We start from the raw sequence: 26,990 nt of genomic DNA, 5'->3' as shown, positions 1-26,990 counted from the left end.
AGAGTGACCGTTCGAATATTGAAGTGCTAAATATATATATATAACGCCATGCATCTGCGCTGCCGTTGCTCATATGCTCCGCAAGGCTGACCGCACTCTGCTTGATAGTGCTTAACGCCCGACGAGCATTAAAAAAGCCCCATACACTGCACAATTGGCAACATATGGGGCAAATCAAGGAAACCCGTATTTATTAGAACGCGACTCGTATCAACCCTGCCGCAGCTTCACTGTCCTGCGTTCAGTTGGGGTAATTCCACCTTTGTCTTGCGCTCAATGAATGTTTGCTCCATCGCGTTGAACTCGCTCTTGAGTTCGTCGCTTTTGAGCTTGTACTCCTGACTCGTCATGCCTTGTTGTGCGTCATCCAACGCATCCTGACGTACCCGCAGTGGCCCTTGATCCAGCAGCAGTTCATCGGTGTATTTGTTTTTCAGGAACGCTCTCCAGAAATCACGCTGAGTGGTCGCCAAAAACTCCTGCGCGGAGTTGTCCAGATTCATTACCCGCTGCTCTGCGGCATCAAGCATCGGCGTCGACACATTGGCAATCCCTGTGAACATGGCCTGTCCAGGTTGCCCAGGCAAGCCCAACCGATCCTTCAAACCGATGCGATAGGCAAGTCGGATCTCCACTCTATCGACCTGCAAGGCTCGTTCAACTTTCTTCAGGAGGGTATCGTTTGATTGCGCAATGACACGAATGCGAGCGTCTATATCCTGCTGCGCGATTCGCTCGACTTCATCCAGTCTGAACAGTCCTTTTGCCAAGGTCGAAAGCTCCTCTTTGGCCTGCACGGCATTGACGCTCTTCAAGCCTTCGTTGGCGAGGTTCCTGACCTCCAACCGACTGAAAATCAAACTGGCCCCATCGGCGCAAGTCTCTACATCTCCTGCCAGATGGAACAAGTCGGTACGCAGTTCCTCGGATTGTGTGGCGGCATCCAGAATCTTCCATACGCGGGCCTGCAAATCCGGGTAGGCATTGCGGTATTCGGCCGTTTCCCCCATGTCCTCCAACAACTTGAAGAACTCGTTCGCATTGTCTTGCGTCTGTTCCAAAAGCTGCCATTGCTCCTCCCTCATTGCACGCTCGCTGTCTGGAATGTCTCGCATCCAGCGCTCAAGCCTCGCACTGGAATTGGCCAGGGGGTCGCGAATCCCATTCGCTGCCATTGGCACATGCATCTCGGGCGGCCGGGAAAGGCGCATCCAGGTCTGTGCATAGTCATCCAGGGCGGAAGGCGTGAGCGGGTTACCGTCCAGAGTGGTGCGTCTAAATGCCCGCGCGGCAGCGGCTGCATGCTCGTCAACAGGGTTAAGGATGTCGGCTGGAACCCGGGTGATCAGGTTATCGCGCAGATCGACGCGTTGCAGATTCGGCAAGGCATCCAGCCCCGCCGGCCACTCGGTGAGCGCAGTGCGGCGCAGGTTGATTTGCTGTAGCGTCGGCATGCGATGGAAATCAGGCACCCGCCCAAGTGGATTACCGCGCAAGTACAATTGCTGTAATGCAGGGCACTCTTCGAGTACCGCAACGGTCTGCGACGTTAACGCAATCTGGTTGTTGGACGCGTCAAAGGCCTCGAGCCAGCGCATATTGCGCAGTGCCGTTGGCAAACCGGTGAGTTGATTATTCTCCAGGTTGAGTTGGCGCATGCGGGGGAACGCGTCCAGAAAAGCATCCGGCACCGCCCTAAGCGCCATACCACTGAGGTCTAACGCCGGGACATGAAAAAACAGCATCATGGATAACTCTGGAAGTTCGCCAACCCGCAGATCGCCCAGGCTGAGCAATCCCTCGGCATAGAAACCCGCCCCCGCCCCTTCCGGTACTGCCACTCTTTGCCAGCATTTGCGGAGCAAGTCCGCCACTCGCTGTTTGTCCTGCAGGCGAACCACCTCAGTTCGACCATCGGGCAAGACGTACGTACTGGGCGTCTCCACCCAGGTTTGCACCTCACTTTTCAGGCGTTCCAGCTCAAGCTCAAGATTGTGCAGATATGCATCAATCGTGAGCGGGAAAGAGGGATGCGCCTGCGCATTCGCCGCCTGCGCCAGAACAGATTCGATGTCTGCGTTGCCATAGGAGGGGTACAGCCTGCGAACCCTTTCACGGCGCTCGGCAAGCAACCTGTGCACATTTTGCCCACGGCCGCTCAACGGATACCCGAAACGGCCATCGCCCTCACGCATCGGCTTCTTGAGGAAGGGTTTGACCGGCTGCATCTTTAGCGCCTGGCGCAGCCCGCTACGTGGCAGGGCATGCTGTCGGATCAGCTGCTTGAGCTGCGGCCCCTGCCCCACATGAGGCAAGCCCAACGCTTTGCGGTGGGCATCCGGCAAGGCATGTTGCAGTGCCGCATACAGGTCGTCGTCGCCATGCAGATGGTTATCCTCACCATCACGGGTTTCGTAGCGCCCATCGTCCTTGCGCAACAGAACCTTGCGCTCGGCACCCTCCTCGGGCCCGACGCTGGCGCGCAGTTCCCCGTGCAAGGAACCCTCCCGGACTTCAATGCGCAAGTTGCCTGGCCACCCCGGCAATGCTTCCAGGGTGTTGAGGGCAAGGCACTCGGTGTCCCGGGTCAGCAGCGCATCCAGATAAAGCCCCTCATAGGCCCGCGACAGACGCACTTCACGTTGAGCGTTGCGTAACGCCTCTGCCAGACGCAGCGGGATGGGCTTGGTTTGTCGAGTGTCCGCAAAGTCCCATTTGGCCATTTGTTCGCGCTCCGCACTCGATGCACCGGCCAACAGGTCTTCGACCATACGGGTGGGGATACCGGTGAAACGGCTTTTAATCAGATTGACCTGTGGGTCTGCGCTCGCGTGCTGGCTGACATAGCGATCATTGAACAGCTCACGCTTTCTGCTCGCGGTAACCGTTGCAGACTCATCGCTGTTCATCTGAGCGATCAAGCGCTCGGTCTGTTTATAGGCGTCAAATCGGCTGAGCGTATCGGCCAACAGCGGCGGCACAGGTTCGTTTTCGACGTGCATTTTGCGCAACACGCCCTCATGTGTGCCGCTGATGTCCAGGATCTGCGCAAGCTCGGCATCGCTGAACGCGTCCGCCGAGTAACCCAGGCGCCGCATCAACCGCTTCGCGTCCCATTCCAGCGGTTGCTCGGTCTCCACCTTCCAGGCGCCGGCGTTGTTGTGTTCCACCCGCGGTTTGTAGGCCGTGCGGCGCTGCGGATGCTCCAGTCGGTGCTGCCCCGTCACCGGGTCCTGGCTCACCTGATAGTTCTTTTCCTCCAGCCGCAGCCACGGCTTGCCGCCGTGCTCATACAGGCCGATGTCGTTGGGCACGGCATTGGCCGGCAGCGCCACCGGGTGCTCGTAAGGCCCGACGTCGGGCTTCCACAGGCGGGATTTACCACCGGGGAGCTCCACCGGTTTGAGGCTGTCGATCAGCGCGCTGGGCTTTACTGCGGCGGCACCCCGGGGCAGTACATGCCCGACGCCCATCAGCGCCAACTGGGCAAAATTGATCAGCACCCCGTTAATATGGGACGCCGCCTCGTCCCGATCGCCCTTGCTCCAGTCTTCGATGCCTTCCAGCAGTTCATCGGCGATCTGCGCCACCATTACGCCCAACAGCACTTCACCCACGCCCGGAATCAACATCCCGACAAAGTTGAACACATTCCAGCCGATGTCCAGGTAGCTGGTCAGACGCTTCCAGCGTGTCGTAGCGTCCTCATCGCCGGTTGGCACCGCAATGACCCGCGCATCGGCGATGGCTTTATCTCGTTTGTCGACATACAACCATTGCCACAGATCTCCGGCAATCAGGTTGGTGATGGGCTCGGCATTGGGGTTTTCGACTGCGGTTTCCCGCCACCAGGGGCCCATGTCCAACGGCTCGCGTTGCTGCCAGACAACACGCGACAGGCGTTCGTTGACCCGGGCAAAGAATTTGCCCTTGTCCTTTTGCCTCACGAAGCGACTGAAAAACGCCTGATACTGCGCATCGCGCAATTGGCCAAGCAGCTCTTTCATGAAGTCGGCGAGGGAGTTGTACTCTTTCAACGGATGCAGGGGATCGTCCGGCACGTAGGCAATCACCGGCCCATCCAGACGGTTTTGCTGATAAATATCCTCGCGACGCAGCATGTCCTCATGGACTTTGGAAGGACCGTTGGTGAAGAACGACCGCAACAGTTTGAACTTCCCGTAATAATCTCCTGGCATCACTGGTGCGCGATGTGACAAGTCGCTCAAGAATTTAACTTCATCCGCCGTTAATGCGTCGACCAGCGGCTTGAGCCGGGACGGCTGGCTCACGGCACTGAACAACACGATGCCGTGCAACGGGAAGCCCATCAGCGACAGTCGATGCCGGTGCAGCGGCTGATCATGAAAGGTGATATCGCTTTTGTTATCGCGCACCTGCTGAAGTTTGTTGTACGCATCCTCGCTGATATCTTTTTTCAAGTAAGCCGTTAACGCATCCAGGTTAAAGGACGCCTTCTGCGCGGCCACCGCATTATCTTGCAATAACTGCCTGGCGTTTGGATCGGACGGTAGCAGAATGCTTTTTATATGGGTTTGATACTGTGCACCCAGGTTCAACCGCCGACACAGGGTGGCGATCTTGGTGATCGTCATTGCTTTCACAAGTTTCAGTTCACCCCTGAAGTTCTTCGAATACACACCGGAACCGGTCCCGAAATGATCGTTTGCGGTTTCCGGTTCTTCGAAGTTATGCAACGCCGCCTCCAGCAGGGTGGATTCACGCAGATAACTGGCGCCACGGTCGATCACCAGCAGAATCCTGTCCGGCACATACAGCTTCACCTTCAACTCGCTGACATCGACATCGAAGTTGAAATTTGACCAGATGAGCAAGGAAAGCAAGGGTTTGGCAAACGCCTGGATGTCCTGCTGCAAGTCTTTCAGAGGGGCATCCACCTTCGCCTGCAACCGCCAGCGCTCATCAACCAGCGCCTTTAGGCGCTGCCGATCGAGGCTGGACGCATTTATGTACCAATCGGGGAACGCTGGACTTGCAATGTCCAGTGATAACAGGCGGCTCATGGGTGCTTCTGTTATTGCGCGGGGCAGTGCCTGGACAATACGTTCATGGTGAGGGCCTTTATGGGTCACTGGATTAACCGGCGCTTGTTCAACACCTTCCAACCCTTTTAATTCAGACATTATGTAACAACCAAAGATAACGATAGAAGTGACCAGCTTAAGCGGCACCCCCTGAAATAAAAGACTAAAAAACTGTTCGACCGGCGGCCGATCAAGAGCGCGATCGTTCAACTATTAAAGAGTTGAACATACATATATAACACCCTTGTTTTCCATTGGTTTTATGCCCTCGCCACACGCTGTTTTACCGGCATGCCATGGCATGTTCACTCACTGGGACATGAGCCATGTGCCTCGCCGAATTCATCGTGGTACACATCGACCGTATCGTCGATGACTGGGAACAGTTCGCCCAATTCATTGCACCATCGAACCGGCACCGATGGACTTGGCCGCCGCCGCAAAAGCGGCGCTGGACGAGGCCGGCGCCGGGCAGCCGGACTGCCACTCACAACTGAACGTCGAAGGCGGCACTCACGGTATCTGGGACCGCGCGCGCCTCGACCAACTGCTACAAAACCTGGTCGGCAACGCTCTGCAGCACGGCGCGCCAATCACCGTCCGGTGACCCTGAGCATCATCGGAGAAAAAGATCAGGTGACGCTGGCCATGCACAACCATGGCGAGCCAATACCCGCCGACGCACTGCCGACGATTTTCGACCCGTTGGTGTGCAGCGCCAGCGAAGAGCTCGCCGCCCCTTCCACCAGACTTGGGTTGGGCTTGCTCATCGTCAAACAAGTGGTGGATGCGCATCAGGGCACGATCGAAGTCAGCTCCAGCGAGGCCGAGGGCACGACGTTTAGCGTGGTATTGCCGAGGGTGTCGCGGGTGGTCTCGTAGCGACGGTTCGAGACGGTATCTACGCCGAGCAGTCGAATCCATACGCAAATCCGGAGCTGCCGCAGGCTGCGATCTTTTGATGTTGAACTACTCGATCACCAACCGCCCCAACCGCTGCTTCAACATGCGGTTCTCGGCCCGCAGTTGCTGGACCTCTTCAAGCAGGTCCAGCGCCAGGGCGACGCCTTCCCATTCCAGCTCCAGATCGTGCCGCAGCTTGGCGGCACGCTTGGCCAGCGCCAGCTCATAATCGTTGAAACGCCAATCCTTGGGCTGGTTGCCCTGAGGTTCGAGGATGCCGTGCTCGACGATCTCGATCACGTAGACGTCCGACAGGTCGGTCGCCTCACAGAATTCTGCCATGTCCAGTTGAACGATCAGGGGGTTGCTCATGATGGGCTACTCCGTCTCTGGGATCAGAAGTGTTCTCTGGGGTTGAAAGCCGCTTTTTTCGCCAGCTCCTGCCACAACGCCTTGACCTCGTCGTCCGAGGTTTTAGGCATGACGGCCTTGAGTTGTACAAACAAATAACCGCGGTGACCGGCCTTGTTCATCAAACCGTGGCCCTTGGCGCGCATGCGCTGGCCGTTCTGGCTGCCGGCCGGAATCTTGAGGTTGATCTTGCCCGTCAGGGTCGGCACGGCAACTTCGGCGCCCAACGCCAACTCCCACGGAGCCAACGGCAAGGTAATGATCAGGTTTTCGCCTTCGACGTCGAACTTGGGGTGCGGCGCAAAACGAATGATCAAGAACAAGTCGCCATTGGCCCCGCCACCCGTGCCCGGTGCACCCTGGCCCTTGAGGCGGATGCGCTCGCCGTCGGCCACGCCGGCCGGGATCTTCACGTTCAGGCTTTTGCTGGTGTTGCTGACATGCTGGCCGGCAGCGTTGTACTGCGGCACCTGGAAGGTGACCTTCTTCGATTCGTTCGAGAGGGTTTCTTCCAGAAAAATCCCGAGTTCCATTTCCACGTCTTGCCCTCGACGCCCGGCGCTACGGCCCGACTGTCCACCACCAAAACCAGGGCCACGGTTGCCGAAAATCGAACTGAAGAAGTCCGAAAAATCGCCTGTGTCCTGACCACCGCCGAAACCGCCTGCGCCACGCCCCTGCCAACCCGGCGGGCCCTGGAACGGTTGGCCGTGCTGGCCGTATTTGCGCAAGTCGTCGTATTCGGCGCGCTTGTCGGCGCTTTTCAGCGCTTCATAGGCTTCCGAGGCGTCTTTGAATTTGGACTCGGCGTCCTTTTCCTTGCTGACGTCCGGGTGATACTTGCGCGCCAGCTTGCGATAGGCGGCCTTGATCGCCTTATCGTCAGCCGTCGGCTCCACACCGAGAATCTTGTAATAGTCTTTGAAGTCCATCGAGGGAATCACCATCCGTTATCGATATCGCGCCACCACCGCCAGCATGCACTCATTGCCAGCCGTCGGGTTGACCGATCTCTAGTGTCCTGCCTCGCAAATACGTTCCTCTTTTGACGAGTGGCTGTTGCTGCCAGGCAAGGCGCCGCGACGAGTCATAGCCCGCTATGGCGAGGAGCGGCAACGCAGCATGGCAGAAACAGACGCCGTCAAAAAGGAGCAGTATTTGCGAGGCAGGACACTATTGTGACCGGGTAGCGCATCAGAAGTTTATCGGCAGCGGAGGACGGTTCTTGCGACCGTCCTGTGGCTGCCAGGCCCAATGCAGACAAGTTTGGGGCGAAGGATAGTCTTTCAAGGCGCTTATAGCTGAGATTTAGCGGATAGTCGGCCTTCGAATCTGCGCCGCACTGACATACACTGCGCGGCCGTTTTTTAACCGGAACTCGAAAGACATGAAAAACGCATCTCCAGCCCGTGCCTGTGGTATCGACTTCGGCACGTCCAACTCCACCGTCGGCTGGCTGCGCCCCGGCATGGAAACGCTGATCGCGCTGGAGGACGACAAGATCACCCTGCCTTCGGTGGTCTTCTTCAACATGGAAGAACGCCGCCCGGTGTACGGCCGCCTCGCGCTGCACGAGTACCTGGAAGGTTATGAAGGCCGGCTGATGCGCTCGCTCAAGAGCCTGCTGGGCTCCAAGCTGATCAAGCACGACACCAGCGTCCTCGGCACGGCAATGCCGTTCAAGGATTTGCTTGGGCTGTTTATCGGCCAACTGAAGAAGCGCGCCGAAACCGCTGCCGGTCGCGAGTTCGAGGAAGTGGTACTGGGTCGTCCGGTGTTCTTCGTCGATGACGATGAATTGGCCGACCAGGAAGCCGAAAACACTCTGGTGGACGTGGCACGCGCCATCGGTTTCAAGGACGTTTCGTTCCAGTACGAACCGATTGCGGCGGCCTTCGACTATGAGTCGACCATCGAAAAAGAAGAGCTGGTCCTGATCGTCGACATCGGCGGTGGTACGTCAGACTTCTCGCTGGTGCGCCTGTCCCCTGAACGCCGTACCCACGACAACCGTCACGATGACATCCTCGCCACCGGCGGCGTGCACATCGGCGGGACCGATTTCGACAAGCAGCTGAGCTTGCAGGGCCTAATGCCGCTGTTCGGCTATGGCAGCCGGATGAAGAGCGGCGCTTACATGCCGACCAGCCACCACATGAACCTGGCGACCTGGCACACCATCAACTCGGTGTATTCGCAGAAGTCGACCCTGGCGCTGGGCAGCATGCGCTACGACATCGAAGACACCGGCGGCATCGATCGCCTGTTCAAGCTGATCGACCAGCGCGCCGGCCACTGGCTGGCCATGGAAGTGGAAGAAACCAAGATCCAGCTGACCCACGCCGACAGCCGCCATGTGCCGCTGGATCGCATCGAACCGGGTTTGAGCGTGGAGTTGAGCCGGGCACTGTTCGAATCGGCCATCGACAACCTGCTGGAGCGCGTGCGCAACAGCGTCACGCAAATGCTGAACGACGCTAACGTACGCGTTGATCAGGTGGACACGGTGTTTTTCACCGGTGGTTCGAGCGGAATTCCGGCACTGCGCAACAGCGTCTCGGCGATGTTGCCGAACGCGCAGCATGTGGAAGGGAACATCTTCGGCAGCATCGGCAGTGGCTTGGCGATTGAAGCGATGAAGCGCTACGGCAACATGGACTGATCCGAAACCGAGGCGCACCCTTCGCGAGCAGGCTCGCTCCCACATTGGAAATGCGTTCCCCTGTGGGTGCGAGCCTGCTCGCGAAGGGGTCAGATCAGGCAATACATACGTACCTGATCAAACCATCCCCACCTGCCTCAACTCACTCTTCAGATACGCGTAATAAATCGGCCCTGCCACCACCCCCGGCAGGCCGAACGCGGCCTCGAACACCAGCATCGCCAGCAGCAACTCCCACGACTTGGCACTGATCTGCCCGCCGACAATGCGCGCGTTGAGGAAGTATTCGAGCTTGTGGATAACAATCAGGTAACCCAGCGCCGCCACGGCGACCCAGATCGACAGCGACAAACCGACGATGGTGATCAGGGTGTTCGATATCAGGTTGCCGATCACCGGCAGCAGGCCGAGCAGGAAGGTCAGTACGATCAGGGTTTTGGTCAACGGCAGCTTGATCCCGAACATCGGCAGGACCACCGCCAGGAAAATCCCGGTGAAGAAGGTGTTGAGCAGGGAAATCTTGATCTGGGCGAACACGATGTTGCGAAACGCCTGGACCAGCAGGTGCAAACGGTCGAATAGCGCGGCGGCCAATGGCTTGCGCTTGGTCACGTCCGGCACGCGCTGCAAGGCAATGATCGCCCCCAGCACCATGCCGATCAGCAGCGTCACAAACATGTGCGCCGCGTCCTTGCCCACCAGTTGCAAGTCGCTGAGGTGCTTGCTCATCCACTCGCCAATCGCCACGCGGAACTCGGCGGCACTGGCCGGCAGATAGACGTCGATGAACGGCGGCAATTGCCCGCGCGCACGGTCGACCACAACCATGAATTTGTCGAGAGAAGCGCCGGGGTTTTCCGCTTCATGCAGCAGAAAGCTGATGGCGCCGGCAAAGATCAGCGTCAACACACTGACCACTAACGTCCCCAATAACGCCACCGCCAGCCAGCGCGCCCGCCGACCTTCGATCAGCCGCTGCAATTGCGGGGTGAGCATGTTGACCAGTTCGAACACCAACAGCCCGGCCAGCAGACTGGGCAACAATCGCAGCGGGATCACCAGCAGCAAACCACCAAAGATGATGACCCAACTGATTAGCAGCAAGACTTGGCGTTGAGAAAACGTTGGCATACAGCCTCAAAACGAACGGCGTAAAAGGATTGGCAGTCTGCCAGCGTTCCGATGCCAGCACTAGGGATTGTGTAGGTCGGCGCTGGCGACTTTTTTCAGCGTCATTGCCGGCCCCTTCGCGAGCAGGCTCGCTCCCACATTTGTCCTGCGTACACAGATCCATTGTGGGAGCGAGCCTGCTCGCGAAGAGGTCCTAACGGCCCCCACATATCCCGCTCCAATGTTTATTTTTTCTTCAGGCAATCGCTCATGAAGGTTTTGCGCGCATCACCCTTGAGGGCCTGGGTGGCGGCGGTGGCGTTGCAGGTTTTCATCTTCTCTTGCTGAGGCGTCAGGGGTTTGGCGGCCTCGGTAGCCGGCGCAGCTTTGAGGCAAGTGCTCATGAAGGCTTTGCGCTCATCGCCCTTGAGGCTTTTTGCGGTAGCGTCGGCGTTGCAGGTGGTCATCTTGTTCTGTTGCTCCGTGGCGGCGAAGCCTTGGGCGCAAAGCAGCAAACCGATCATCAACAAAGGGACACGCAACATCTTCATGGAGTTTTCTCCTTGTTGCCGCGCCGAGCGGCGCGACCTCAAGGGCAGTGTAGACAAGACCTGTTACACCTTCATCCGCCAGCGATTATTCCGCGTTCTCCTGCACACGCAGGATGTCTTCGAACGCTTTCGAGTAGCGGTTATAAGCCTCAACCCGATTCTCAATGACCGAGGCAGGCAATCGCTCGAACGAAACCGGAGTGCCGCCCTCCACGCGGTAGGTTTGGCCTAACTCATTTAAGGATGTCCATTGGGCGTACGCCCCGGACTTGTACAGCTTGTTTATTTTTATCTGCCTGAACGTGTTCGGTTCGGAAACAACAGGCAACGGCGCCGGGCCTGACGGGACCTCATTGATAAACTCGTATTCAGCGACGGCCGGACCGGGCGCGAGTGTCTCCACCGGCGGCATTTCGAACTCGAAGTAGCCCTTGCTGGCCAAATGAGCCGTAGGGAACTCCGGCCAGGAATCAGCGACGACCAGAGCCTCGGGATTACCCAAGTCATCGCCAATGACCACATATTGATGGTCAAAATCAGTGGCTCTGACAATGTGAACGCTCGACGTCCGGGGCTGACTGGCGAGGATCGAAAACGTCACTTTCGAGTTTTCCGAGCAATTGCCGCCCTTGATTTCAATGGCTTTACGAGCCGCTTCAGCGATGGTCAGTTTTGCGGTGAAACCGCCTTCCTCCAGGTTCATTTCCCTAAGACCCTTGATCTTCGCAATCGCCGAACCGCCCTTTTCCCACATGCTCGGCAACTGATTGCCGGACAGGGGGATAAGCTCCTTGGTGCGGCAGATGGCACGCTGTGCCATTTTCAGGTCGGCCATGATTGGCGGCGAAACCTCAATCGGTTCGTCGGACGTCACGACACCACTGAACAGCAGCTCGCCATAGCTTTGCAAATCGGCCAATTCAGGGCTTGGCGTTACAGCGTTTTCCCGGACTGAACGTAACAGCGCCTGATACTCGTCGGTCCGTCCGGTGCGCTCCAGATTTCGGGCATTGATGGCCAGGTTGCGCACGGATTCGGGCAGCGGGATCAGGCCATCCCCGGTGAAAAGTTGCCCGAGCAATGGTTCAAATTGCTCTGGCAACATCAGTTTTTCCAGATCGGGCAACGCCTCAATGCTTTTTACGATACTTGCATTGGCCTCAGCGTCCGCGGCTGTGTTGGCTTCGACCAATGCCTGCCAAAGAGAATAAAAGCACTCATCAGGAAAGTTGTCGTCCATCAGCTTCAAGCCACGCAGGTAGTCATATCTTGCGTATGACGAGACGGAAGGATGAAACGCGCCTGCGACAAGCTCCGAATAGCGATCCGCGATTGCCTGCAACACGACCGCCTCACCTTCGCCGGTCGGAGCGCCGCCACGCAGGCGCATTACCTGGGGATCGAAAGTGAGCGGGTCAAGCGCGGGAAGGTCCGAAAGGACTTTCAGGAACCGATAAGGTTTCAATGCCCGGTTACGAATCGCCTCTTGCAGTTGCCGTCCTTGCCCTATGTGAATGTTCAGGGCATTACGCTCGGCGTCCGGTAGTGCCTGCAGGATCGATGTATAAAAGTCCGATCCGGCATTCAAGGTGTTGCCTTCATCGTCATAGGCCTGGAAGGTCAGGTCTTCACGTTCGACGATAGTGCGTCGAATGGTGGCATCTTCCTTGCCGATGCTGTCCAGCAACGCGCCTCGCAACTCGAACCGGTGAACGTCGATTCGCACGTCAGGATTCCAGCCGGGCAGGTTTTCCAGGGAGTGCAAGGCCAGCCTGCGGGTATCAGGATTGTCGACTGAATCCAGATGTAGCCCCTCATAAGCGCGGGCGCTTCGTACGTCCCGAAGGGCCCAGCGCGCGAGGTTTTCCAACCTGTCGGACAGTTTCCCTCGTGCTATATCCTGCAACTCCGGGCGGGTGGCAATCGCCAGCAACTCTTGCGCAACGGTGCCCGGCAAATCCGGCACTCGGGCCTGGATATTTCGCACCGAGGTACTCTTCGCACTTCGGGCATTTTCAAGCTGACGGTAGCGCGCTTCGAACAACGATGTACGCCTGTTTTTGGCAAGTTTCGCCAGTTCAAGCCTCAGCTTTCGCGCGTTCACATCGACGGCCAATACCGGTGCGCCGAACTCGTCGTTCATCAGTGTTTTTGTTTCGGCTTGATCAAGGTGGGCTAACAGCGTTTTAAGCAAATCACCGTCGATCAAGCGATCCTTTCGTATACGCACAGGTGACGCGTCGGCACGGCCAATAACCCCAAGGACCTGACCGTCAGCACCTACCAGTTCAATTGCCCGACCGGGCCATATGCCATCGAGCAACCGAAACTGAAAGGCGGGGTCGGCTTTTAAATAGTCCTGCGGATGATCACTGCCAATCTGCTCAATAAATGTCTGAATATCGTGGTCGATCCGGAAGCGCGTCACGGTATCGCTCAGCAAGGGTAAAGCGCGCTCCTTGTCGACATACATCCGGCGGATCGCGTTGGCGTCGCTGCGACTGACCGTTCGAATGTCACCGTACGCGTCCGCCAACCCTTCCATCGGCTGACCGAGTCGCGCCATCAACGTATCGTCATCCCACAAATGGGGCTGCTCACCTTCAATCACGAAAGCACCTTCTCCATTACTCTCGACCACCGGTTGATAGGCGTCCGGCCGGGCTGGATGCTGCACCCGGTGCTTGCCGGTCTGCAGGTCTTTGTTGAGTTCGAAGTAGCGCGTATCGAGATTGAGGATCGGCTTGCCCTCATGCCGATGCAGCCATTGATCGTCGGGTTTTGAATCGGCGGACAGCATAAGATCGCGCTGGTAGGGCTCGAGGTTCTGTCCCCACAGACGCTTGTCGCCGTTGGACAGGGTGACCGGCTTGCTCCCTTCGATGAACGACGAAAGCTTGGGCAGCACCACCTCCGATCCGAGCTTCATGCCAGCGCCGAACGTGCCCAACTGGATCAAACTTTCAACGAAGCCGATCAGGTGCTCGGCCCCCTCTAGATAAACACCTTCGGCCAGGTCAACGACGCCTTCGACCACTTCACTGACTAGCTGATAAACCATGTAAGCCATCATCGCCTCGCCCAGAAAAGGCACGAATGGCGTCACGACCAATAATGCGGCATTGAGGATGTCGGACAGCATCTTCTCCAGATTGTCGAACCAGGCCCAACGCTCCATGCGATCGGCATCGACGGTTGAAATCACCATCTCTCGTGCGTCGTTGAGGATTTTGTTTTGCTGGACCTGGTAGAGATAAACCCACAGGTCGCCATTGAAACGGGTTTCGGTATCCTCTTCGAACTTCAGGGTCCCAAAACGAAGGCGCGGGTTGTCCACGGCAGTTTCTCGCCAGACAGGCAGGTCCACGCCCCGTTCCTTTTCATGCCGGGTGATCTCGACAAGTTGACTGTTAAGCTCGGCAAAGAAATGCCCGCGGCGCTGATGGGCGACAAAGCGGCTGAAGAACTGCTGATAACTGCGCCTGTAGGGGAGGCCCTCACGAGCGGGCGCCTGGCCAGCGTCGCGTAACTGGCGGGTGAGTTCGAGCGAGAACTCGCCCAGCGACGCATACTCTTTCAACGGATGCTCGGGGTCGTTCGGCACATAGGCAATGAGTCGCCTCCCTGCACCAGGTGCGTCCAGATCACCGGTGATCAGCACAATGCCGTGCAGCCGGGTGTCCAGCATCGTCAGGTGATAATAACGAACCGGGATGCCTTCCAGTTTCAGGCCTTTAACCCCTTCGAGTATGCCCTTCACCACCCGATAGCCGTTGGCCGAGATATCTTTTCGCATCAAGGCCCAATCTGTGGCGGCGTTCAGCGCGTGTTGCTGACTTTTGATGACTTTGTTCTGCACCCATCCCTGTGCCAGGCCATCGGTGGGACGCAAATAACTTTCGAGGTGTTCCTTGTATTGAGCGCCAACATCCAGCACTCGACACACTGTCTTGAACTGCTCGATAGATATCTTGTTTCGGATGCCCAGTATTTCAAAGTGACCCAGTTCGTCAGGTCTGGAAATAAACTGCGAGTCAGGGAGAAGGACTTCATTGAGTGCAAAGTTGTGCAATGCCGCATCGAGCATGGAGACGGTTCGAGATTTGACACCGCCCGTAATGTTAAGCGCCCACGGGGACAACTTTTCCGGAGAGAACAATTTTAAATAAGTGCTTCTGACATCGACGTCGATTCCGTATTGTTTTTTCAATGCCTGATGCAGTAAGGGTTCGGCAAACGCGTAAACATCCTGCAATTCACCGAGCATTCGGTCGACATCATTTTGGGCTTTCCAACTCGCCACCATCGTTTTTTTCAGACTTGAGTGCAATGCCGAAGGCGCCTCCTTACTCCATCGAGGGATACCGGACAGCCCTAGTTTCAGCGCATGCACTCTTTCCAACGAGGCATCAGCCACCCATGCGGGCATAGCCTCTTTGATAAATTCATGATGAATACCTTTTTCTTGCGCAATTAATACGGACGGTCCGCGAACTAGAACTGAATGCCCCATGACTGACAACTCCAAAGCAAGTTAATAAATGCATACTGGAGCATACAGCGAGGCATAGAAATTTTATTGAGTGTGTTTCCGACAAAACGTGTAAGAGGCTTCGCAAAAAAATAGATGTTAATTAAACAACGCCACAAACACACGACACCGCAATATTTAATTTAACTTTCATTCAATAATTTTTAAGAAAAAATACAACTCAGGAGCATCAGCCTCCCCGGTGTCGCCGATACTGTTCCGGCGTGCACCCTGCCTGGCGTTGAAACATCGCGATAAACGCTGAACCGGTGCTGTAGCCCATGTCGAACGCGATCTCCTGAATGCTGCGGTGGCTGTCCAGCGCTTCGATCGCCGCCAGAAACCGCAACCGCTGCCGCCACTCACCAAAACTCATGCCCAACTCACGCACAAACCGCCGCGCCAGGGTGCGTTCGCTGACATGGATCTGCGCGGCCCATTCCGCCAAGGGCCGGTTATCACCGGGCTCGGCCTGCAAGGCTTCGAGTATCCCGAGCAATCCCGAGCTGCTGGCGTAGGGCAAATAACACTCGTGGATGGGCGCCTGTTGCAGCTGATCTACCAACACCTGAGCCAGACGTTTGTCAGCGTCGTGCTCGGGAATCTTCACATCGCGTGAGGCAAAGTCTTTGAGGATTGCTTTGAGGATGTCGCTGATGGCCAGGGTGCAGGCCTGTTGCGGCAGTTCCTGGCACATCAGCGGAGCCAGGCAGACCGCGCGATAGTTGATGGGCTGATGGCTATAGAAGCTGTGCTCGGTCTGCGGCGGCACCCACACCGCATATTGCGGCGGCGACATGAAGCGGCTGCCACCGATTTCCATGTGCAATACGCCGTGGGCCGAATACTCCAGCGTGCCCCATGGATGACGGTGCGCCGAGGCATAACGATGTGCATCAAAGTCGGCATAACGGAAGTACACCGGGGCAGGCAGTTCGCTGAAGTCGAGCAGATCGATGTGTTTACTGTTCATGCTGTCCGTCATCAGGGGCAGGTTGTCTGGATCGAAGTATAGGCTTGTATCCAGACAAGCGATAATCACCCCTCATTAACGCTCTGGTTTTCTCTGATGCAATACGCTTATCCCCTGCTGGCCATTTTCATTTGGGCCGGCAACACCGTGATCACCAAGATGTCGGCCGGGGCGATCTTCCCCGCCGAGATCGGCTTTTACCGCTGGCTGCTTGCCGGACTGCTGTTCACACCCTTCATGCTCAAACCGGTGATCGCCCATTGGCCAGCGATCCGCCCGAACCTGGGCAAGATCTTTGTGCTCGGCGTGCTCGGCATGGCTGTCTACCAAAGCCTGGCGTACTTCGCGGCGAGCCTGACCTCGGCCACCAACATGGGCATCATCCTGTCGCTGATGCCACTGATGTCGCTGGCCATGGCGATCATTAGCCTCGGCCAGCGCCTGACCATCGGCGCACTGGCCGGTGCGGTGCTGTCGTTCGCGGGGGTTTTGGTGGTCGTCTCATCCGGCAGCCTTGGTGCGCTGCTTGAACACGGGGTGAACCTGGGTGACGCGATGATGCTGATCGCCACCCTGGCCTACGCGATCTACAGCACGCTGCTGAAAAAATGGCAGCTGAGATTACCGCCGCTGGTGTTGCTGTACTTGCAGGTATGGGTAGCGGTGGTGGTGCTGTTTCCGCTGTTCCTTGCTTCACCGAAGATCGGCCCGACGCTGCAGAACATTCCGCTGGTGCTTTACGCCTGCCTGCTGGCCTCGATGCTTGCGCCATTGGCGTGGATGCAGGCCGTGATCCGCCTGGGGCCGAGCCGGACCACGCTGTTTTTCAATCTGCTGCCGTTGATTACTGCGCTGATTGCGGCGGTGGTGCTGCATGAGCAGTTGGCGATGTATCACCTGGTCGGCGGGATGTTGACGTTGGGTGGGGTGATTCTTTCGGAGCGCTGGACCACGGTGTTGGGCCGCAAGATCAGCGTCGCCTGATAGAAAAAGATCGCAGCCTTCGGCAGCTCCTACGGGAGAACGCATTCCAACGTAGGAGCTGCCGAAGGCTGCGATCTTTTGATCTTATAGACCCGCGGTCTTCAGCCGCGCAGCATGCTCGACAAACAACCGGACCGGCTCCGCCCCCTTCCCCACCAAACCCAACGACTGATTGACGATGTCGAAGTGATCCATCGGATACTCATCGCCGATCACTGTCCCCAGATGCGAGCTGTAACGCCCGACCATTCCGTCGCAATGCCCGACTTCTCGAACGAAGGTCCCGGCAAACAAACGACAACTGCGGTTGGTCCCATCAAACAGGTTTCGCCCACGATCGGTCTTGCCCGGCTGCAAGGTCCCGGACCAGGAGTAATACCGCACGCCGTTGACCTCTTCCGGCCCATGCCCGCCCCAGGTTTCAGGCAAGCCCTGTGGATAACGCTGGTTGAACAGCGCCACGCCTTCAGTCGTCAGTGAATGATGGGAGGCATGGATATCCACCGGCAATTTCGGTCCGCGATAACCGGTCTCCAGCAGGCTCATCAGCGCACTGATCCAGCGCAGTAAAACGCTGAGTAAACGCCCCTTGGCGCTGTCTCCCGGATAGTGCTTGTGCAGGTAATCCGCCAGCTCCGAACCGTGATTGGGCCCTGCCACCGACGTCACCGACGCCACCCGATCCGGGCGTTTGGCAGCGGCGTAACGGGCGGTGAGCGAGCCCTGGCTATGGCCGATCAGGTTAACCTTCTCGGCCCCGGTTTCCCGCAGAATCTCCTCGATCCGCGCCAGCAACTGCTCACCACGCACTTCGCTGGAATTGAGCGGAGAAACCTGTACTGCAATCACCGTAGCCCCACCGCGGCGCAACGCCGAGACGATCCCGTACCAATATGGATAAATCAGCAGACGGATAAACCCGAGCATTCCCGGGACCAGCACCAACGGGTAACGCGTGGCAGAACCTTGCGACATGGGCGAACTTCCTTGTGATCGGTGAGGTGACGCAAGGCTGAATGCAAGACATCAGCCAAGCATCGGCATCGAAGATGACAACTCGACGACCAGTCTATGACATCCCGCGCTACTTCAGCCCCACCACCCCCGCCACGATCAATCCGACCGACACCAGTTTGACCGCCGTCAGGCTTTCACCGAGCAACGCAAACCCGAGAAACACCGTGCCCAGTGAGCCGATGGCGGTCCAGATCGGGTAAGCGATGCTCACCGGCAACTCGCGCAGGGCCAGGGTCAGGAAGTAGATCCCGCCCACCGCGGCCACCACGGTGATCATCGACGGCCAGAGCCGGGTGAAGCCCTCGGCGTACTTCATGCCCATGGCAAAGGTGACTTCGAAGCCGGCGGCGATCAGCAAAAACAGCCAGGCCATCTAGAACTCCCTGGCCAGCGCCCGCAAACGCTGCTCGGCCTCGGCGGCGGAGATCTGGAAGGTGCGCGCCTCGGATTCTTCGCCTTCGGCGGCCACGACCGTGATGTCGGTGATGCCGATGAACCCCAATGCCGTTCGCAACAACGGGTCGGCATGGTTCATCGCCTCAAGTTCTCCACCGGGCCCGAAACCGAACCCGCCGCGACTGGTGACGATCAACGCCTTTTTGCCCTGCACCAGCGGCTCGTATTGAGCGACGCCATTGTCCAGGGTGTGATTGAAGGTCAACCCCAACCGCACAATCTGATCGATCCAGGCCTTGAGGCCGCTGGGCACGCTGAAGTTGTGCATCGGCGTGGAAATCACCAATAAATCGTGACCGAGTACCTCGCCCACCAATTCATCGCTGAACGCCAGGTCGGCCTGCATCGACAGCGGCCGTGCATCGGGCTCGGGGTAAAACGCGGCGGCCACAAAAGCCTCGTTGACCGGCGGAATCAACGCCCGACCGACTTCGCGACGGGTCAGGTGCGACTGCGGATTGGCCGCTTGCCAGGCTGAAAGAAACACCTCGGCCAAGCGCCGGGAGTGAGAACGGTCGCCCCGGGGGCTGGCATGCACGGCAAGAATTGTGCTCATCTGAATCTCCTGAAGGACTAAACTAAAACTGCTTGTGGCTTATAGCTTGAAGCGTGTAACCGCCCCTCTTCAAATGAACAAAAATCAGTCTGGATGAATCTATTTCATCCATGGAGCTTTCAATGTTTGCCTCGCTGCCGCTGACCGCCCTGCGCGCCTTTGAATCCGCCTCGCGCCTGCTGAGCTTCAAGGCAGCCGCCGAAGAACTCTCGGTGACGCCGACGGCGGTTTCCCATCAGATTCGTTCGCTGGAGACCTGGCTCGGTGTGCCGTTATTCGAGCGGTTGCCACGGCAAGTTCGCCTGACGGACTGCGGTGAACGGCTGTTCCACAGCTTGCACGGTGCCTTGCTGGAAGTGGCGCAAAGTGTCGACACACTGCGCCCGCAACGCAGCGGCGCGAGCCTGACGATCTCCACCACCGCTGCTTTCGCTGCGTTATGGCTGGTGCCCCGACTGGGCCGGTTCTACGCCCGGCACCCGAACATCAGCCTGCGGCTCGATACCCATTGCGAAGTCATCGATTTGCATCAGGACGCCAGCGTCGATCTGGTGCTGCGCTATAGCCTCGGTGATTACCCGAACCTTTATGGCCTGTGTCTGTTCGACGAATCCTTCGGTGTTTATGGCTCGCCGGAGCAAGTCGCCCTGGCCGCCAGCCGAACGCCGACGCTGATCAGTGTGCGCTGGCATAACTCCAAACTGTACGCCCACGGCTGGGAGGCTTGGTGCGCACAATCCGGCGAGAACTGGCTTGCGGGGCAACCAGCGGTTCGCGAATACGACGAAGAGCATTACGCCCTGCAAGCGGCGATTGCCGGGCAAGGCCTGGTGCTGGCGAGCAATATTCTGGTGTCCGAGAGCGTGGCCAGTGGTTTGCTGGTGGCTTACAAGGGGAAGGTTCAGGTCGATGGTGCCGGTTACGCTGCACTGTGCGTTCCGGGGCGCGAACGGCATCCGCCGGTCCGGGCGTTTTTTGCGTGGTTGCAGGAAGAAGCAGCGTTGTCGGGGCTATTGCCAAGATCGCGGCCTTCGGCAGCTCCTACGGGAGAACGCACTCCAAGGTAAGACATCCTGGCCCAGGAAGAAGACCGCCATCGCGAGCGAGCTTGCTCGCGATGACGTCCTTATAGGCACCTGATTACTTGTTGGGTTTAACGGTCACGGGCGCCTTGCCGGCCTTCATCTGCTCCAGCAACGGCGCGCACTGATTCGGTTCGCCACCGCTTGGTGCCACCAGCGCCAGCAACCCCGCCGCCGGCGCCGCAATCACCCCCAACGCCACCATCCCCGCCCCGCGCAGTATCAGCGGCACAGCCTTCACACCTGCATCAGGCTTGATGAACTTCCCCCGCACGTACAGCGGCGAACGCAGCGATATCAAGCGCCATCCCTTGGATTCCGGGGTGATGGTCAGGTCCAGTTGCTCAGTCGCCATATTGGCGGTGCCATCAATGTAGATGATCGCGTTTTCGGTATCGAAGACGAACAGGCGCGTAGTCGCCAGACCAGTCTTGATGTCGAAGTCGGCGGCAGCGCAGTTGATCTTCACTTCCTTGTCGCCAAAGATCTTGCTCACCACATAGTTGCCGACGTTCAGCCCGGCCAGCTCCATCAACTCACGACTGATAGCGCCATCGTTAATCAGCATCTTCAGATTGCCATTGGCGGTGCCCAGCAGTTTGGCCACCGAGTTGCCACGACCGGTGATGTCGGCATCGCCATTCAGTTCGCCGAAACTGGTTTTCATCGGCTCAAAGGTCGGGAACAGCTGCTTGAGTTTGAACTTGCGTGCGGTAAGTTTGGCCCGGCCTTCCAACGGTTCGGTTCGGCTATTGAGGCGAATCTGAGCATCCAGGTTGCCACCGGCCACGCCGAAGCGCAGGGGCTCAAGGCTCAGCACACCGTCAGTGAGTATCAGGTGGGTGTAGAGATCGTTAAACGGCAGTTTTTCGCTGTGGACGATGCGCTTGCCGGTGAACTCGACGTCAGCATCCATATCGCGCCAGCGCTCGGTTTTGAACTCTTCGACCGGCAATACCTTGTCCGCCGGCTGCTTGCTTTCACCGCCACGGGCCTTTTGTTTGGCGTTGGAATCGGCACCGATCAGCGGGGCCAGGTCGGCAAACAGCAGTTGATTGGATAGCAACGAGCCGCTGAGTTTCGGGCGCGGCTGGCTGGCAACATAGGCCAGGCTGCCATGGATGTCGCTCTGACCGATCTTGCCGTTGAATTCTTCGTAACGGAAAACCGCGCCGCCCGCTTCATTCAGCTTGGCGATCAAGTGCCCGTCAGTCTCGTACGGCGGTGTGTCCGGCAGGGTCACGCCGGTCAGCGGGTAGAGATTGCCCAGGCTGGTGCCGGCCAGTTTCAGGCGCAAATCCAGGGCACCGAGGTTCAGTGGATCGGTGAGGGTACCGGTCAGTTCGACACGGGTGTCGGCGATTTTCACTTTTGCTTGAAGCGGGAACGGTCTGGCCGCGTCCTGCAACGCCAGCAGGCCGCCGATCTTGCCTTCGCCCGCGAGTTTCTGGCCGTGGTATTGGCCTTTGACCTTCAGCGCAAACGCATAATCCTGCGGCGCGGCACCCTTCTCCGACGCGGTTTTCGCGGCTTTGTCACCGACGATGTCACTGAACGGAATCGGCTTGCCCAGCGGGTCGATGATCAAGTCGAGCTGAGTCTTCAGGTTCTGGTCGTCGAGGATCACGTGGCCTTTGTCGAAGCCGATCGCACCGATGTCCACCACCCAGCTGGATGGCTCGGCGTTCGGGTCTTTGGGGTCGAACTTGAAGGTCCAGTTGGCGCGACCGTCGGTAAGGCGCTGGAGGTCGGCATTCGGTTCGGTCAGGTCAATACGCGGGATCACCACGCGCTGCGCCAGCAAGGCCAGGGGCGAGAGGCGCAACTCGACGCGTTTGAGGGTGACCATCTTCGGCTTCTTCGACCAGTCCGGGTTGCCCAGGCTCAAGTCCTCCGCCACAACATGCGGCCACGGCACCCAGGCACGCCAGCCCCCCTCGTCGGGCTCACGCTGCCAGACCACCGCGAGGTTGCCATTGATGGCGAACGGGCGGTGCAGCTCTTCGGAAACTTTGGCGTTAAGCGGTGGTTTGATCCGGTTCCAATCGAAGAACGCGATGATCAGAACCAGTACGGCCAGCAGGACAACCAGGCTGGCGAGGGTCCAAGTAAAAACTTTACGAGTGCGCGTCATTGCACAGGGCTCCTGATACGACTGAGCGCCCTGACTGCGACGCACGTTTGAAACGTTAGGTCAGAACCGGCCTGCCATGGAGTCTAGGACTGGGAAATGGCGCGCAGGTTTAACCGAAATGCCGCTTAACGCTCAAATAATCGGTCGGCGACAGGATGCCCCCTCGATCCAGCGTTACCGGACCCGCACTTTTGCAAGGCGCAAGTGAGTGGAAAATACCCATCTCAGCGCAAAAACGTCCGCCGGAAACGCCCGATTTAGAGCCGTTTCACGGAACAATCAATTCCGTTGATTATTACCATTGCGTTTATGAACTTTTATATCGACTTATCGAGAGTAGCATTGCCCTCGTACCCACTTTATCGCCCTCCTACGGAGCACCTAATCATGAAACGCCAATTACTGCTTAGCCTTACCCTCTCAATGCTGGCCAGCACGGCTTTCGCCCTGCCAGCTGCTGACCAGGCGACCCCACAAGTCAAATCCACCCACTCGGTGTTCAGCCAAACCGTCGCCGAAGGTGGCAATGATCGCCTGAAAGAAAAAGGCCTGATCACCCAGGATGGCTCGGACCGTACTCCACAAGGTCAAACCCTGGCTGCTGACGGTTCCGATCGCACTCCACAAGGTCAGACCCTGGCTGCTGACGGTTCCGATCGCACTCCACAAGGTCAGACCCTGGCTGCTGATGGTTCCGATCGCACTCCACAAGGTCAGACCCTGGCTGCTGATGGTTCCGATCGCACTCCACAAGGTCAAACCCTGGCTGCTGACGGTTCCGATCGCACTCCACAAGGTCAGACCCTGGCTGCTGATGGTTCCGATCGCACTCCACAAGGTCAGACCCTGGCTGCTGATGGTTCCGATCGCACTCCACAAGGTCAAACCCTGGCCGAAGGTGGTGGTGACCGTGTCATCGAACGCAACAGCGCTTTGAGCTGAGCCCATGGCGGCCCTGAAAAAAAGCCCAATCTCCGGATTGGGCTTTTGACGTTATAGATGCCTCACTTCCCCGCTTGATTCCCCGATAGTCATTCGACGCCGGCAAAGCCGATTTGCTAGAGTGCGCCGCTGTCTTATCCAGAAAACACCCTTGCGATGCTGCCCCGCGCCGAACAGAAACAACAGACCCGCAACGCCCTGATGGACGCTGCCCGCCACTTGATGGAATGTGGCCGAGGATTCGGCAGCCTGAGCCTGCGCGAAGTCGCCCGAACCGCCGGGATCGTGCCCACCGGTTTCTACCGGCATTTCGCCGATATGGATGAATTGGGCCTGGTATTGGTGAGTGAAGTCGGTCAAACCTTCCGCGAAACCATTCGCCTGGTGCGCCACAACGAGTTCGTCATGGGCGGCATCATTGACGCCTCGGTGCGGATCTTTCTCGACGTGGTTACGGCCAATCGCTCGCAGTTCCTGTTTCTGGCCCGCGAGCAGTACGGCGGCTCGCTGCCGGTGCGGCTGGCCATTGGCCGCTTGCGCGAAGACATCAGCTCGGACCTGGCGGCCGACTTGTCCTTGATGCCGAAACTGCAACACCTGGACATCGCCGGCCTGAGCGTCATGGCTGATCTGATTGTTAAAAGCGTGTTCGCGACCTTGCCGGACATCATTGATCCGCCGGCGCAGGCGCTGCCCGAGCATCTGACGCCGCAAGCGAAAATTACCCAGCAGTTGCGCTTTATCTTTATCGGCCTCAAACACTGGCAAGGCTTGGGCAGCACCGAGTGACTTCTTAAAAGATCGCAGCCTTCGGCAGCTCCTACATGGATCGCATTTCCCTGTAGGAGCTGCCGAAGGCTGCGATCTTTTTTTGTGCGCCGCAATTTGGTGCGAGCAGCTCTGCACCGCACCAAATTCATCCAAATCGCCGCAGCATCCTGGATGCATTTGCTGAGCTCCGACAGGCATTTCCTACGTTTCACCCGATTGGCAAGCCCCTTGCTCTAGCCTAAGCATTGTCCATTGCTGGAAGCCTTCCGATGCTGGTGATTCATCGCAGAATCGACCCTCAACCCGTCTGGGCCGCCGAGTTGCACCTGACCTTCGAAGCCCGGAGCAAAAGCCGTTTGCGCTGTTTCAGTGCCGAGGGTGAAGACGTCGGTTTGTTTTTGGAGCGCGGTCAGCCACCGCTTTACGACGGCGAGTGCCTGCAAGCCGAAGACGGGCGCATCGTGCGCGTCTGCGCCCGGGCCGAACAATTGCTGCACGTCACTTGCGCCAATGCTTTCGAACTGACTCGCGCGGCCTATCACCTCGGCAACCGCCACGTCGCCCTGCAAATCGGCGACGGCTGGTTGCGCCTGCTCGACGACTACGTGCTCAAGGCCATGCTCGAACAGCTTGAGGCCAAGGTCGAGAACATCGAAGCGCCGTTCCAACCGGAACACGGCGCCTATGGCGGCGGCCATCATCATTCGCGCCACGGCGATGAAGACTTCAACTACCCGCCGAAACTGCACCAGTTCGGCGTGCGGCTATGAACCCGGCCTGGGCGCTGTTGCGCCTGGCCAGTCCGCAGTTGCCGATTGGCGGTTACAGCTATTCCCAAGGCCTGGAAATGGCGGTGGATAACGGCCGCGTCAGCGACTCCAATAGCGCCCGTTGCTGGATCAGTGATCAGTTGCTGCTGAACCTGGCGCGTTTCGAAGCGCCGTTGCTGCTCGCCCATTGCGTGGCCGCCTTTGATGAAAACTGGGGTGAATTGCTGCAACGCTGCGAAGAACATCGCGCCAGCCGGGAAACCCGCGAGCTGCATCAGGAGAGTCGGCAGATGGGTTATTCGTTGCAGCAACTGCTCAACGGTTTGCCGGAGCTTGATGCTCCGGCCCGCGCCTTTCTTGAACAACGTCCCGAGCCGCACCTGGCACTGGGCTGGGCACTGGCCGCTCGCGCCTGGAATATCAGCCCTCAGGACGCGCTGGCGGCGTGGCTCTGGAGTTGGCTGGAAAACCAACTGGCGGTGTTGATGAAAACCCTGCCGCTGGGTCAGCAAGCCGCGCAACGCCTGACCAGCGAACTGCTGCCGCTGCTGCAAGAGGCTCAGCAGAACGCCACCCGAATCAACCCCGAACACTATGGCAGCGCTGCATTTGGCCTGTCCCTGGCGTGCATGGCCCATGAGCGCCAGTACAGCCGTCTGTTCCGTTCCTAGGGCCTTTATTTTGGGCCTGTTATTTTGGAGTAGCACATGAACACACAACCTCTGCGCGTCGGCATCGGCGGCCCGGTCGGTTCCGGCAAAACCGCTCTGACCCTGGCTCTGTGCCTGGCCTTGCGCGACCGCTACAACCTGGCGGTGGTCACCAACGACATCTACACCCGCGAAGACGCCGACTTTCTAGTGCGCAACGAAGCGCTGGCGCCGGAGCGGATCATCGGCGTGGAAACCGGCGGCTGCCCGCACACGGCGATCCGCGAAGACGCCTCGATCAACCTCGAAGCCGTGGACCAACTGAACCGCCGCTTTCCGGGGCTGGACCTGATCCTTGTGGAATCCGGTGGTGACAACCTGTCTGCCACCTTCAGCCCGGAACTGTCCGACCTGACCCTCTACGTGATCGACGTCTCGGCAGGCGACAAACTGCCGCGCAAGGGTGGGCCGGGGATCTGCAAATCGGATCTGCTGGTGATCAATAAAGTTGACCTCGCGCCATTGGTGGGTGCGTCGCTGGAGTTGATGGACAGCGACACTAAACGCATGCGCAACGGCAAGCCATTCGTTTTCAGCAACCAGAAAACTGGCCTCGGCCTGGAAGAAATCATCGCCTTTATCGAACGCCAGGGCCTGCTGACAGCGGCGTGAACACGATCAACTATTATCAACAAGGAAGCTTATCCATGACACTTAAACGCATTCTGGGCGCCATGGCCCTGCTGCTGACCCCGGCCATCGCCTTCGCCCACCCGGGGCATGGCGACAACGGTTTGATCGCCGGCATCAGCCACCCGATCGGAGGCCTCGATCACTTGCTGGCAATGGTTGCGGTCGGTTTGTGGGCGGCGCAGCAGAAAGGCGCTGCACGCTGGGCGCTGCCGTGCACATTCGTCGGCATCATGCTGATCGGTGGATTGCTGGGGTTTGAAGGGCTGAACCTGCCGGCACTGGAGAGCGGGATTGCGGCGTCGGTGCTGGCGCTGGGTCTGGCGGTGGCTTTGGCAGTGCGTCCACCGTTGAGCCTCGCCGTTGCGGCAACCGCTTTGTTTGCGCTGTTCCATGGGGTGGCGCACGGCTTGGAATTGCCGGACATGTCTAGCCCTTGGGCGTATGCCACCGGTTTTGTCGCGGCGACAGCTGCGTTGCATGGGTTGGGTTACGCCGTCGTGCGGGTGTTGCCTCAAGCGGCGGCGCCATTGGTTCGACTGGCGGGTGCAGCGTCGGCGGCAACTGGCGTGTGGTTGTTGGCGGGCTGATTTCTTTATCGCCTGTGATGCCCTCATCGCGAGCAAGCTCGGCTCCCACAGTGGAATGCGTACTCCTGTGGGAGCCGAGCTTGCTCGCGATAGCGGTCTGACAGACACCGCATCTCTCCGGCCGGCCTCTCTGCTAACATG

At 58.4% G+C, this 26,990-nt stretch carries 20 protein-coding genes and 1 pseudogene; 10 read left to right on the top strand and 11 right to left on the bottom strand.

The annotated features are described in order from the left end of the window. Positions 1-227: 227 nt before the first annotated feature. Complete coding sequence (locus tag ACIQU2_RS15565) at positions 228-5,045, bottom strand: NEL-type E3 ubiquitin ligase domain-containing protein (protein ID WP_403142254.1); 4,818 nt, start codon at positions 5,043-5,045, stop codon at positions 228-230. A 427-nt stretch (positions 5,046-5,472) separates the two neighbouring features. Here ACIQU2_RS15565 and ACIQU2_RS15560 point away from each other — a divergent pair. Further along, positions 5,473-5,948 (top strand): annotated as a pseudogene (locus ACIQU2_RS15560) (sensor histidine kinase); the annotation flags it as partial. 87 nt (positions 5,949-6,035) lie between these two features. Here ACIQU2_RS15560 and ACIQU2_RS15555 read toward each other — a convergent pair. Together ACIQU2_RS15555 and ACIQU2_RS15550 are read right to left on the bottom strand one after the other, a co-directional pair. Then, complete coding sequence (locus ACIQU2_RS15555) at positions 6,036-6,341, bottom strand: chaperone modulator CbpM (protein ID WP_140677264.1); 306 nt, start codon at positions 6,339-6,341, stop codon at positions 6,036-6,038. Between the two features lie 23 nt (positions 6,342-6,364). Next, the gene (locus ACIQU2_RS15550) at positions 6,365-7,312 is read right to left on the bottom strand and encodes a DnaJ C-terminal domain-containing protein (RefSeq protein WP_403142252.1); all 948 of its coding nucleotides are present in this window, start codon (positions 7,310-7,312) and stop codon (positions 6,365-6,367) included. Between the two features lie 455 nt (positions 7,313-7,767). Here ACIQU2_RS15550 and ACIQU2_RS15545 point away from each other — a divergent pair, with 455 nt between their 5' ends. Then, positions 7,768-9,042, top strand: a complete 1,275-nt coding sequence (locus tag ACIQU2_RS15545; protein WP_347803738.1) for an Hsp70 family protein — start codon at positions 7,768-7,770, stop codon at positions 9,040-9,042. A 117-nt stretch (positions 9,043-9,159) separates the two neighbouring features. On the opposite strand, the gene ACIQU2_RS15540 is transcribed toward ACIQU2_RS15545, so the two are convergent. The 4 genes from ACIQU2_RS15540 to ACIQU2_RS15525 form a co-directional block, all read right to left on the bottom strand. Next, positions 9,160-10,173 carry a hypothetical protein gene (locus ACIQU2_RS15540; protein ID WP_347803737.1) on the bottom strand — a complete coding sequence of 338 codons (1,014 nt, stop codon included), beginning with the start codon at positions 10,171-10,173 and terminating at the stop codon, positions 9,160-9,162. A 224-nt stretch (positions 10,174-10,397) separates the two neighbouring features. Beyond that, complete coding sequence (locus tag ACIQU2_RS15535; RefSeq protein WP_347803736.1) at positions 10,398-10,703, bottom strand: PsiF family protein; 306 nt, start codon at positions 10,701-10,703, stop codon at positions 10,398-10,400. Between the two features lie 85 nt (positions 10,704-10,788). Next, a complete protein-coding gene (locus ACIQU2_RS15530) occupies positions 10,789-15,216 on the bottom strand; it encodes a dermonecrotic toxin domain-containing protein (RefSeq protein ID WP_403142246.1) in 4,428 nt (1,475 codons plus the stop codon). A gap of 208 nt (positions 15,217-15,424) precedes the next feature. Further along, positions 15,425-16,207: a helix-turn-helix transcriptional regulator gene (locus ACIQU2_RS15525; protein WP_347803734.1), complete on the bottom strand. Its 783-nt coding sequence runs from the start codon at positions 16,205-16,207 to the stop codon at positions 15,425-15,427. A 96-nt stretch (positions 16,208-16,303) separates the two neighbouring features. Here ACIQU2_RS15525 and ACIQU2_RS15520 point away from each other — a divergent pair, with 96 nt between their 5' ends. Beyond that, complete coding sequence (locus ACIQU2_RS15520) at positions 16,304-17,191, top strand: DMT family transporter (RefSeq protein ID WP_347803733.1); 888 nt, start codon at positions 16,304-16,306, stop codon at positions 17,189-17,191. Between the two features lie 84 nt (positions 17,192-17,275). On the opposite strand, the gene ACIQU2_RS15515 is transcribed toward ACIQU2_RS15520, so the two are convergent. The 3 genes from ACIQU2_RS15515 to ACIQU2_RS15505 form a co-directional block, all read right to left on the bottom strand. After that, positions 17,276-18,166 carry an alpha/beta fold hydrolase gene (locus ACIQU2_RS15515; RefSeq protein WP_403142242.1) on the bottom strand — a complete coding sequence of 297 codons (891 nt, stop codon included), beginning with the start codon at positions 18,164-18,166 and terminating at the stop codon, positions 17,276-17,278. Positions 18,167-18,275: 109 nt separating this feature from the next. Further along, positions 18,276-18,581, bottom strand: coding sequence for a multidrug efflux SMR transporter (locus ACIQU2_RS15510; RefSeq protein ID WP_347803731.1), 306 nt, complete (start codon positions 18,579-18,581; stop codon positions 18,276-18,278). Then, the gene (locus ACIQU2_RS15505) at positions 18,582-19,220 is read right to left on the bottom strand and encodes an FMN-dependent NADH-azoreductase (RefSeq protein ID WP_403142236.1); all 639 of its coding nucleotides are present in this window, start codon (positions 19,218-19,220) and stop codon (positions 18,582-18,584) included. A gap of 110 nt (positions 19,221-19,330) precedes the next feature. Between ACIQU2_RS15505 and ACIQU2_RS15500 the strand changes: the two genes are divergently transcribed. Further along, positions 19,331-20,287, top strand: coding sequence for a LysR substrate-binding domain-containing protein (locus ACIQU2_RS15500; RefSeq protein WP_403142233.1), 957 nt, complete (start codon positions 19,331-19,333; stop codon positions 20,285-20,287). A gap of 73 nt (positions 20,288-20,360) precedes the next feature. On the opposite strand, the gene ACIQU2_RS15495 is transcribed toward ACIQU2_RS15500, so the two are convergent. Beyond that, positions 20,361-22,436: an AsmA family protein gene (locus tag ACIQU2_RS15495; RefSeq protein WP_403142230.1), complete on the bottom strand. Its 2,076-nt coding sequence runs from the start codon at positions 22,434-22,436 to the stop codon at positions 20,361-20,363. A gap of 387 nt (positions 22,437-22,823) precedes the next feature. On the opposite strand from ACIQU2_RS15495, the gene ACIQU2_RS15490 reads away from it, so the two are divergent. The 6 genes from ACIQU2_RS15490 to ACIQU2_RS15465 all read left to right on the top strand — a co-directional run bounded on the left by ACIQU2_RS15490 (position 22,824) and on the right by ACIQU2_RS15465 (position 26,849). Then, on the top strand, positions 22,824-23,378 hold the full coding sequence (locus tag ACIQU2_RS15490; protein WP_347806295.1) for a hypothetical protein: 555 nt from the start codon (positions 22,824-22,826) through the stop codon (positions 23,376-23,378). A 156-nt stretch (positions 23,379-23,534) separates the two neighbouring features. Continuing rightward, entirely contained in the window at positions 23,535-24,167 is a 633-nt protein-coding gene (locus tag ACIQU2_RS15485) for a TetR family transcriptional regulator (protein ID WP_046044801.1), read from the top strand. 251 nt (positions 24,168-24,418) lie between these two features. Continuing rightward, entirely contained in the window at positions 24,419-24,919 is a 501-nt protein-coding gene (gene ureE / locus ACIQU2_RS15480; protein WP_403142226.1) for an urease accessory protein UreE, read from the top strand. Next, positions 24,916-25,590, top strand: a complete 675-nt coding sequence (locus ACIQU2_RS15475) for an urease accessory protein UreF (RefSeq protein ID WP_403142223.1) — start codon at positions 24,916-24,918, stop codon at positions 25,588-25,590. Before ureE ends, ACIQU2_RS15475 begins: the two co-directional genes overlap by 4 nt. Positions 25,591-25,626: 36 nt before the next feature. Further along, a complete protein-coding gene (gene ureG / locus ACIQU2_RS15470; protein WP_403142221.1) occupies positions 25,627-26,241 on the top strand; it encodes an urease accessory protein UreG in 615 nt (204 codons plus the stop codon). A 35-nt stretch (positions 26,242-26,276) separates the two neighbouring features. Continuing rightward, complete coding sequence (locus tag ACIQU2_RS15465) at positions 26,277-26,849, top strand: HupE/UreJ family protein (RefSeq protein WP_403142219.1); 573 nt, start codon at positions 26,277-26,279, stop codon at positions 26,847-26,849. Positions 26,850-26,990: the final 141 nt, after the last annotated feature.

This window comes from Pseudomonas sp. NPDC098740 (assembly GCF_044760065.1).
Taxonomy (GTDB): Bacteria; Pseudomonadota; Gammaproteobacteria; order Pseudomonadales; family Pseudomonadaceae; genus Aquipseudomonas; species Aquipseudomonas rossensis.
The sequence above is the reverse complement of the archived record's forward strand: the minus strand, read 5'-3'. Positions and strand labels throughout refer to the sequence as shown.

What these genes read in the sequence shown, in the direction of transcription:
- ACIQU2_RS15475 (WP_403142223.1), top strand. Translation starts at nt 24,916, where the DNA reads ATGAACCCGGCCTGGGCGCTGTTGCGCCTGGCCAGTCCGCAGTTGCCG.
- ACIQU2_RS15525 (WP_347803734.1), bottom strand. Translation starts at nt 16,207, where the DNA reads ATGAACAGTAAACACATCGATCTGCTCGACTTCAGCGAACTGCCTGCC.
- ACIQU2_RS15490 (WP_347806295.1), top strand. Translation starts at nt 22,824, where the DNA reads ATGAAACGCCAATTACTGCTTAGCCTTACCCTCTCAATGCTGGCCAGC.
- ACIQU2_RS15485 (WP_046044801.1), top strand. Translation starts at nt 23,535, where the DNA reads ATGCTGCCCCGCGCCGAACAGAAACAACAGACCCGCAACGCCCTGATG.
- ACIQU2_RS15565 (WP_403142254.1), bottom strand. Translation starts at nt 5,045, where the DNA reads ATGAGCCGCCTGTTATCACTGGACATTGCAAGTCCAGCGTTCCCCGAT.
- ACIQU2_RS15550 (WP_403142252.1), bottom strand. Translation starts at nt 7,312, where the DNA reads ATGGACTTCAAAGACTATTACAAGATTCTCGGTGTGGAGCCGACGGCT.
- ACIQU2_RS15540 (WP_347803737.1), bottom strand. Translation starts at nt 10,173, where the DNA reads ATGCCAACGTTTTCTCAACGCCAAGTCTTGCTGCTAATCAGTTGGGTC.
- ACIQU2_RS15520 (WP_347803733.1), top strand. Translation starts at nt 16,304, where the DNA reads ATGCAATACGCTTATCCCCTGCTGGCCATTTTCATTTGGGCCGGCAAC.
- ACIQU2_RS15545 (WP_347803738.1), top strand. Translation starts at nt 7,768, where the DNA reads ATGAAAAACGCATCTCCAGCCCGTGCCTGTGGTATCGACTTCGGCACG.
- ACIQU2_RS15515 (WP_403142242.1), bottom strand. Translation starts at nt 18,166, where the DNA reads ATGTCGCAAGGTTCTGCCACGCGTTACCCGTTGGTGCTGGTCCCGGGA.
- ACIQU2_RS15530 (WP_403142246.1), bottom strand. Translation starts at nt 15,216, where the DNA reads ATGGGGCATTCAGTTCTAGTTCGCGGACCGTCCGTATTAATTGCGCAA.
- ACIQU2_RS15555 (WP_140677264.1), bottom strand. Translation starts at nt 6,341, where the DNA reads ATGAGCAACCCCCTGATCGTTCAACTGGACATGGCAGAATTCTGTGAG.
- ACIQU2_RS15505 (WP_403142236.1), bottom strand. Translation starts at nt 19,220, where the DNA reads ATGAGCACAATTCTTGCCGTGCATGCCAGCCCCCGGGGCGACCGTTCT.
- ACIQU2_RS15465 (WP_403142219.1), top strand. Translation starts at nt 26,277, where the DNA reads ATGACACTTAAACGCATTCTGGGCGCCATGGCCCTGCTGCTGACCCCG.
- ureE (WP_403142226.1), top strand. Translation starts at nt 24,419, where the DNA reads ATGCTGGTGATTCATCGCAGAATCGACCCTCAACCCGTCTGGGCCGCC.
- ACIQU2_RS15510 (WP_347803731.1), bottom strand. Translation starts at nt 18,581, where the DNA reads ATGGCCTGGCTGTTTTTGCTGATCGCCGCCGGCTTCGAAGTCACCTTT.
- ACIQU2_RS15495 (WP_403142230.1), bottom strand. Translation starts at nt 22,436, where the DNA reads ATGACGCGCACTCGTAAAGTTTTTACTTGGACCCTCGCCAGCCTGGTT.
- ACIQU2_RS15500 (WP_403142233.1), top strand. Translation starts at nt 19,331, where the DNA reads ATGGAGCTTTCAATGTTTGCCTCGCTGCCGCTGACCGCCCTGCGCGCC.
- ACIQU2_RS15535 (WP_347803736.1), bottom strand. Translation starts at nt 10,703, where the DNA reads ATGAAGATGTTGCGTGTCCCTTTGTTGATGATCGGTTTGCTGCTTTGC.
- ureG (WP_403142221.1), top strand. Translation starts at nt 25,627, where the DNA reads ATGAACACACAACCTCTGCGCGTCGGCATCGGCGGCCCGGTCGGTTCC.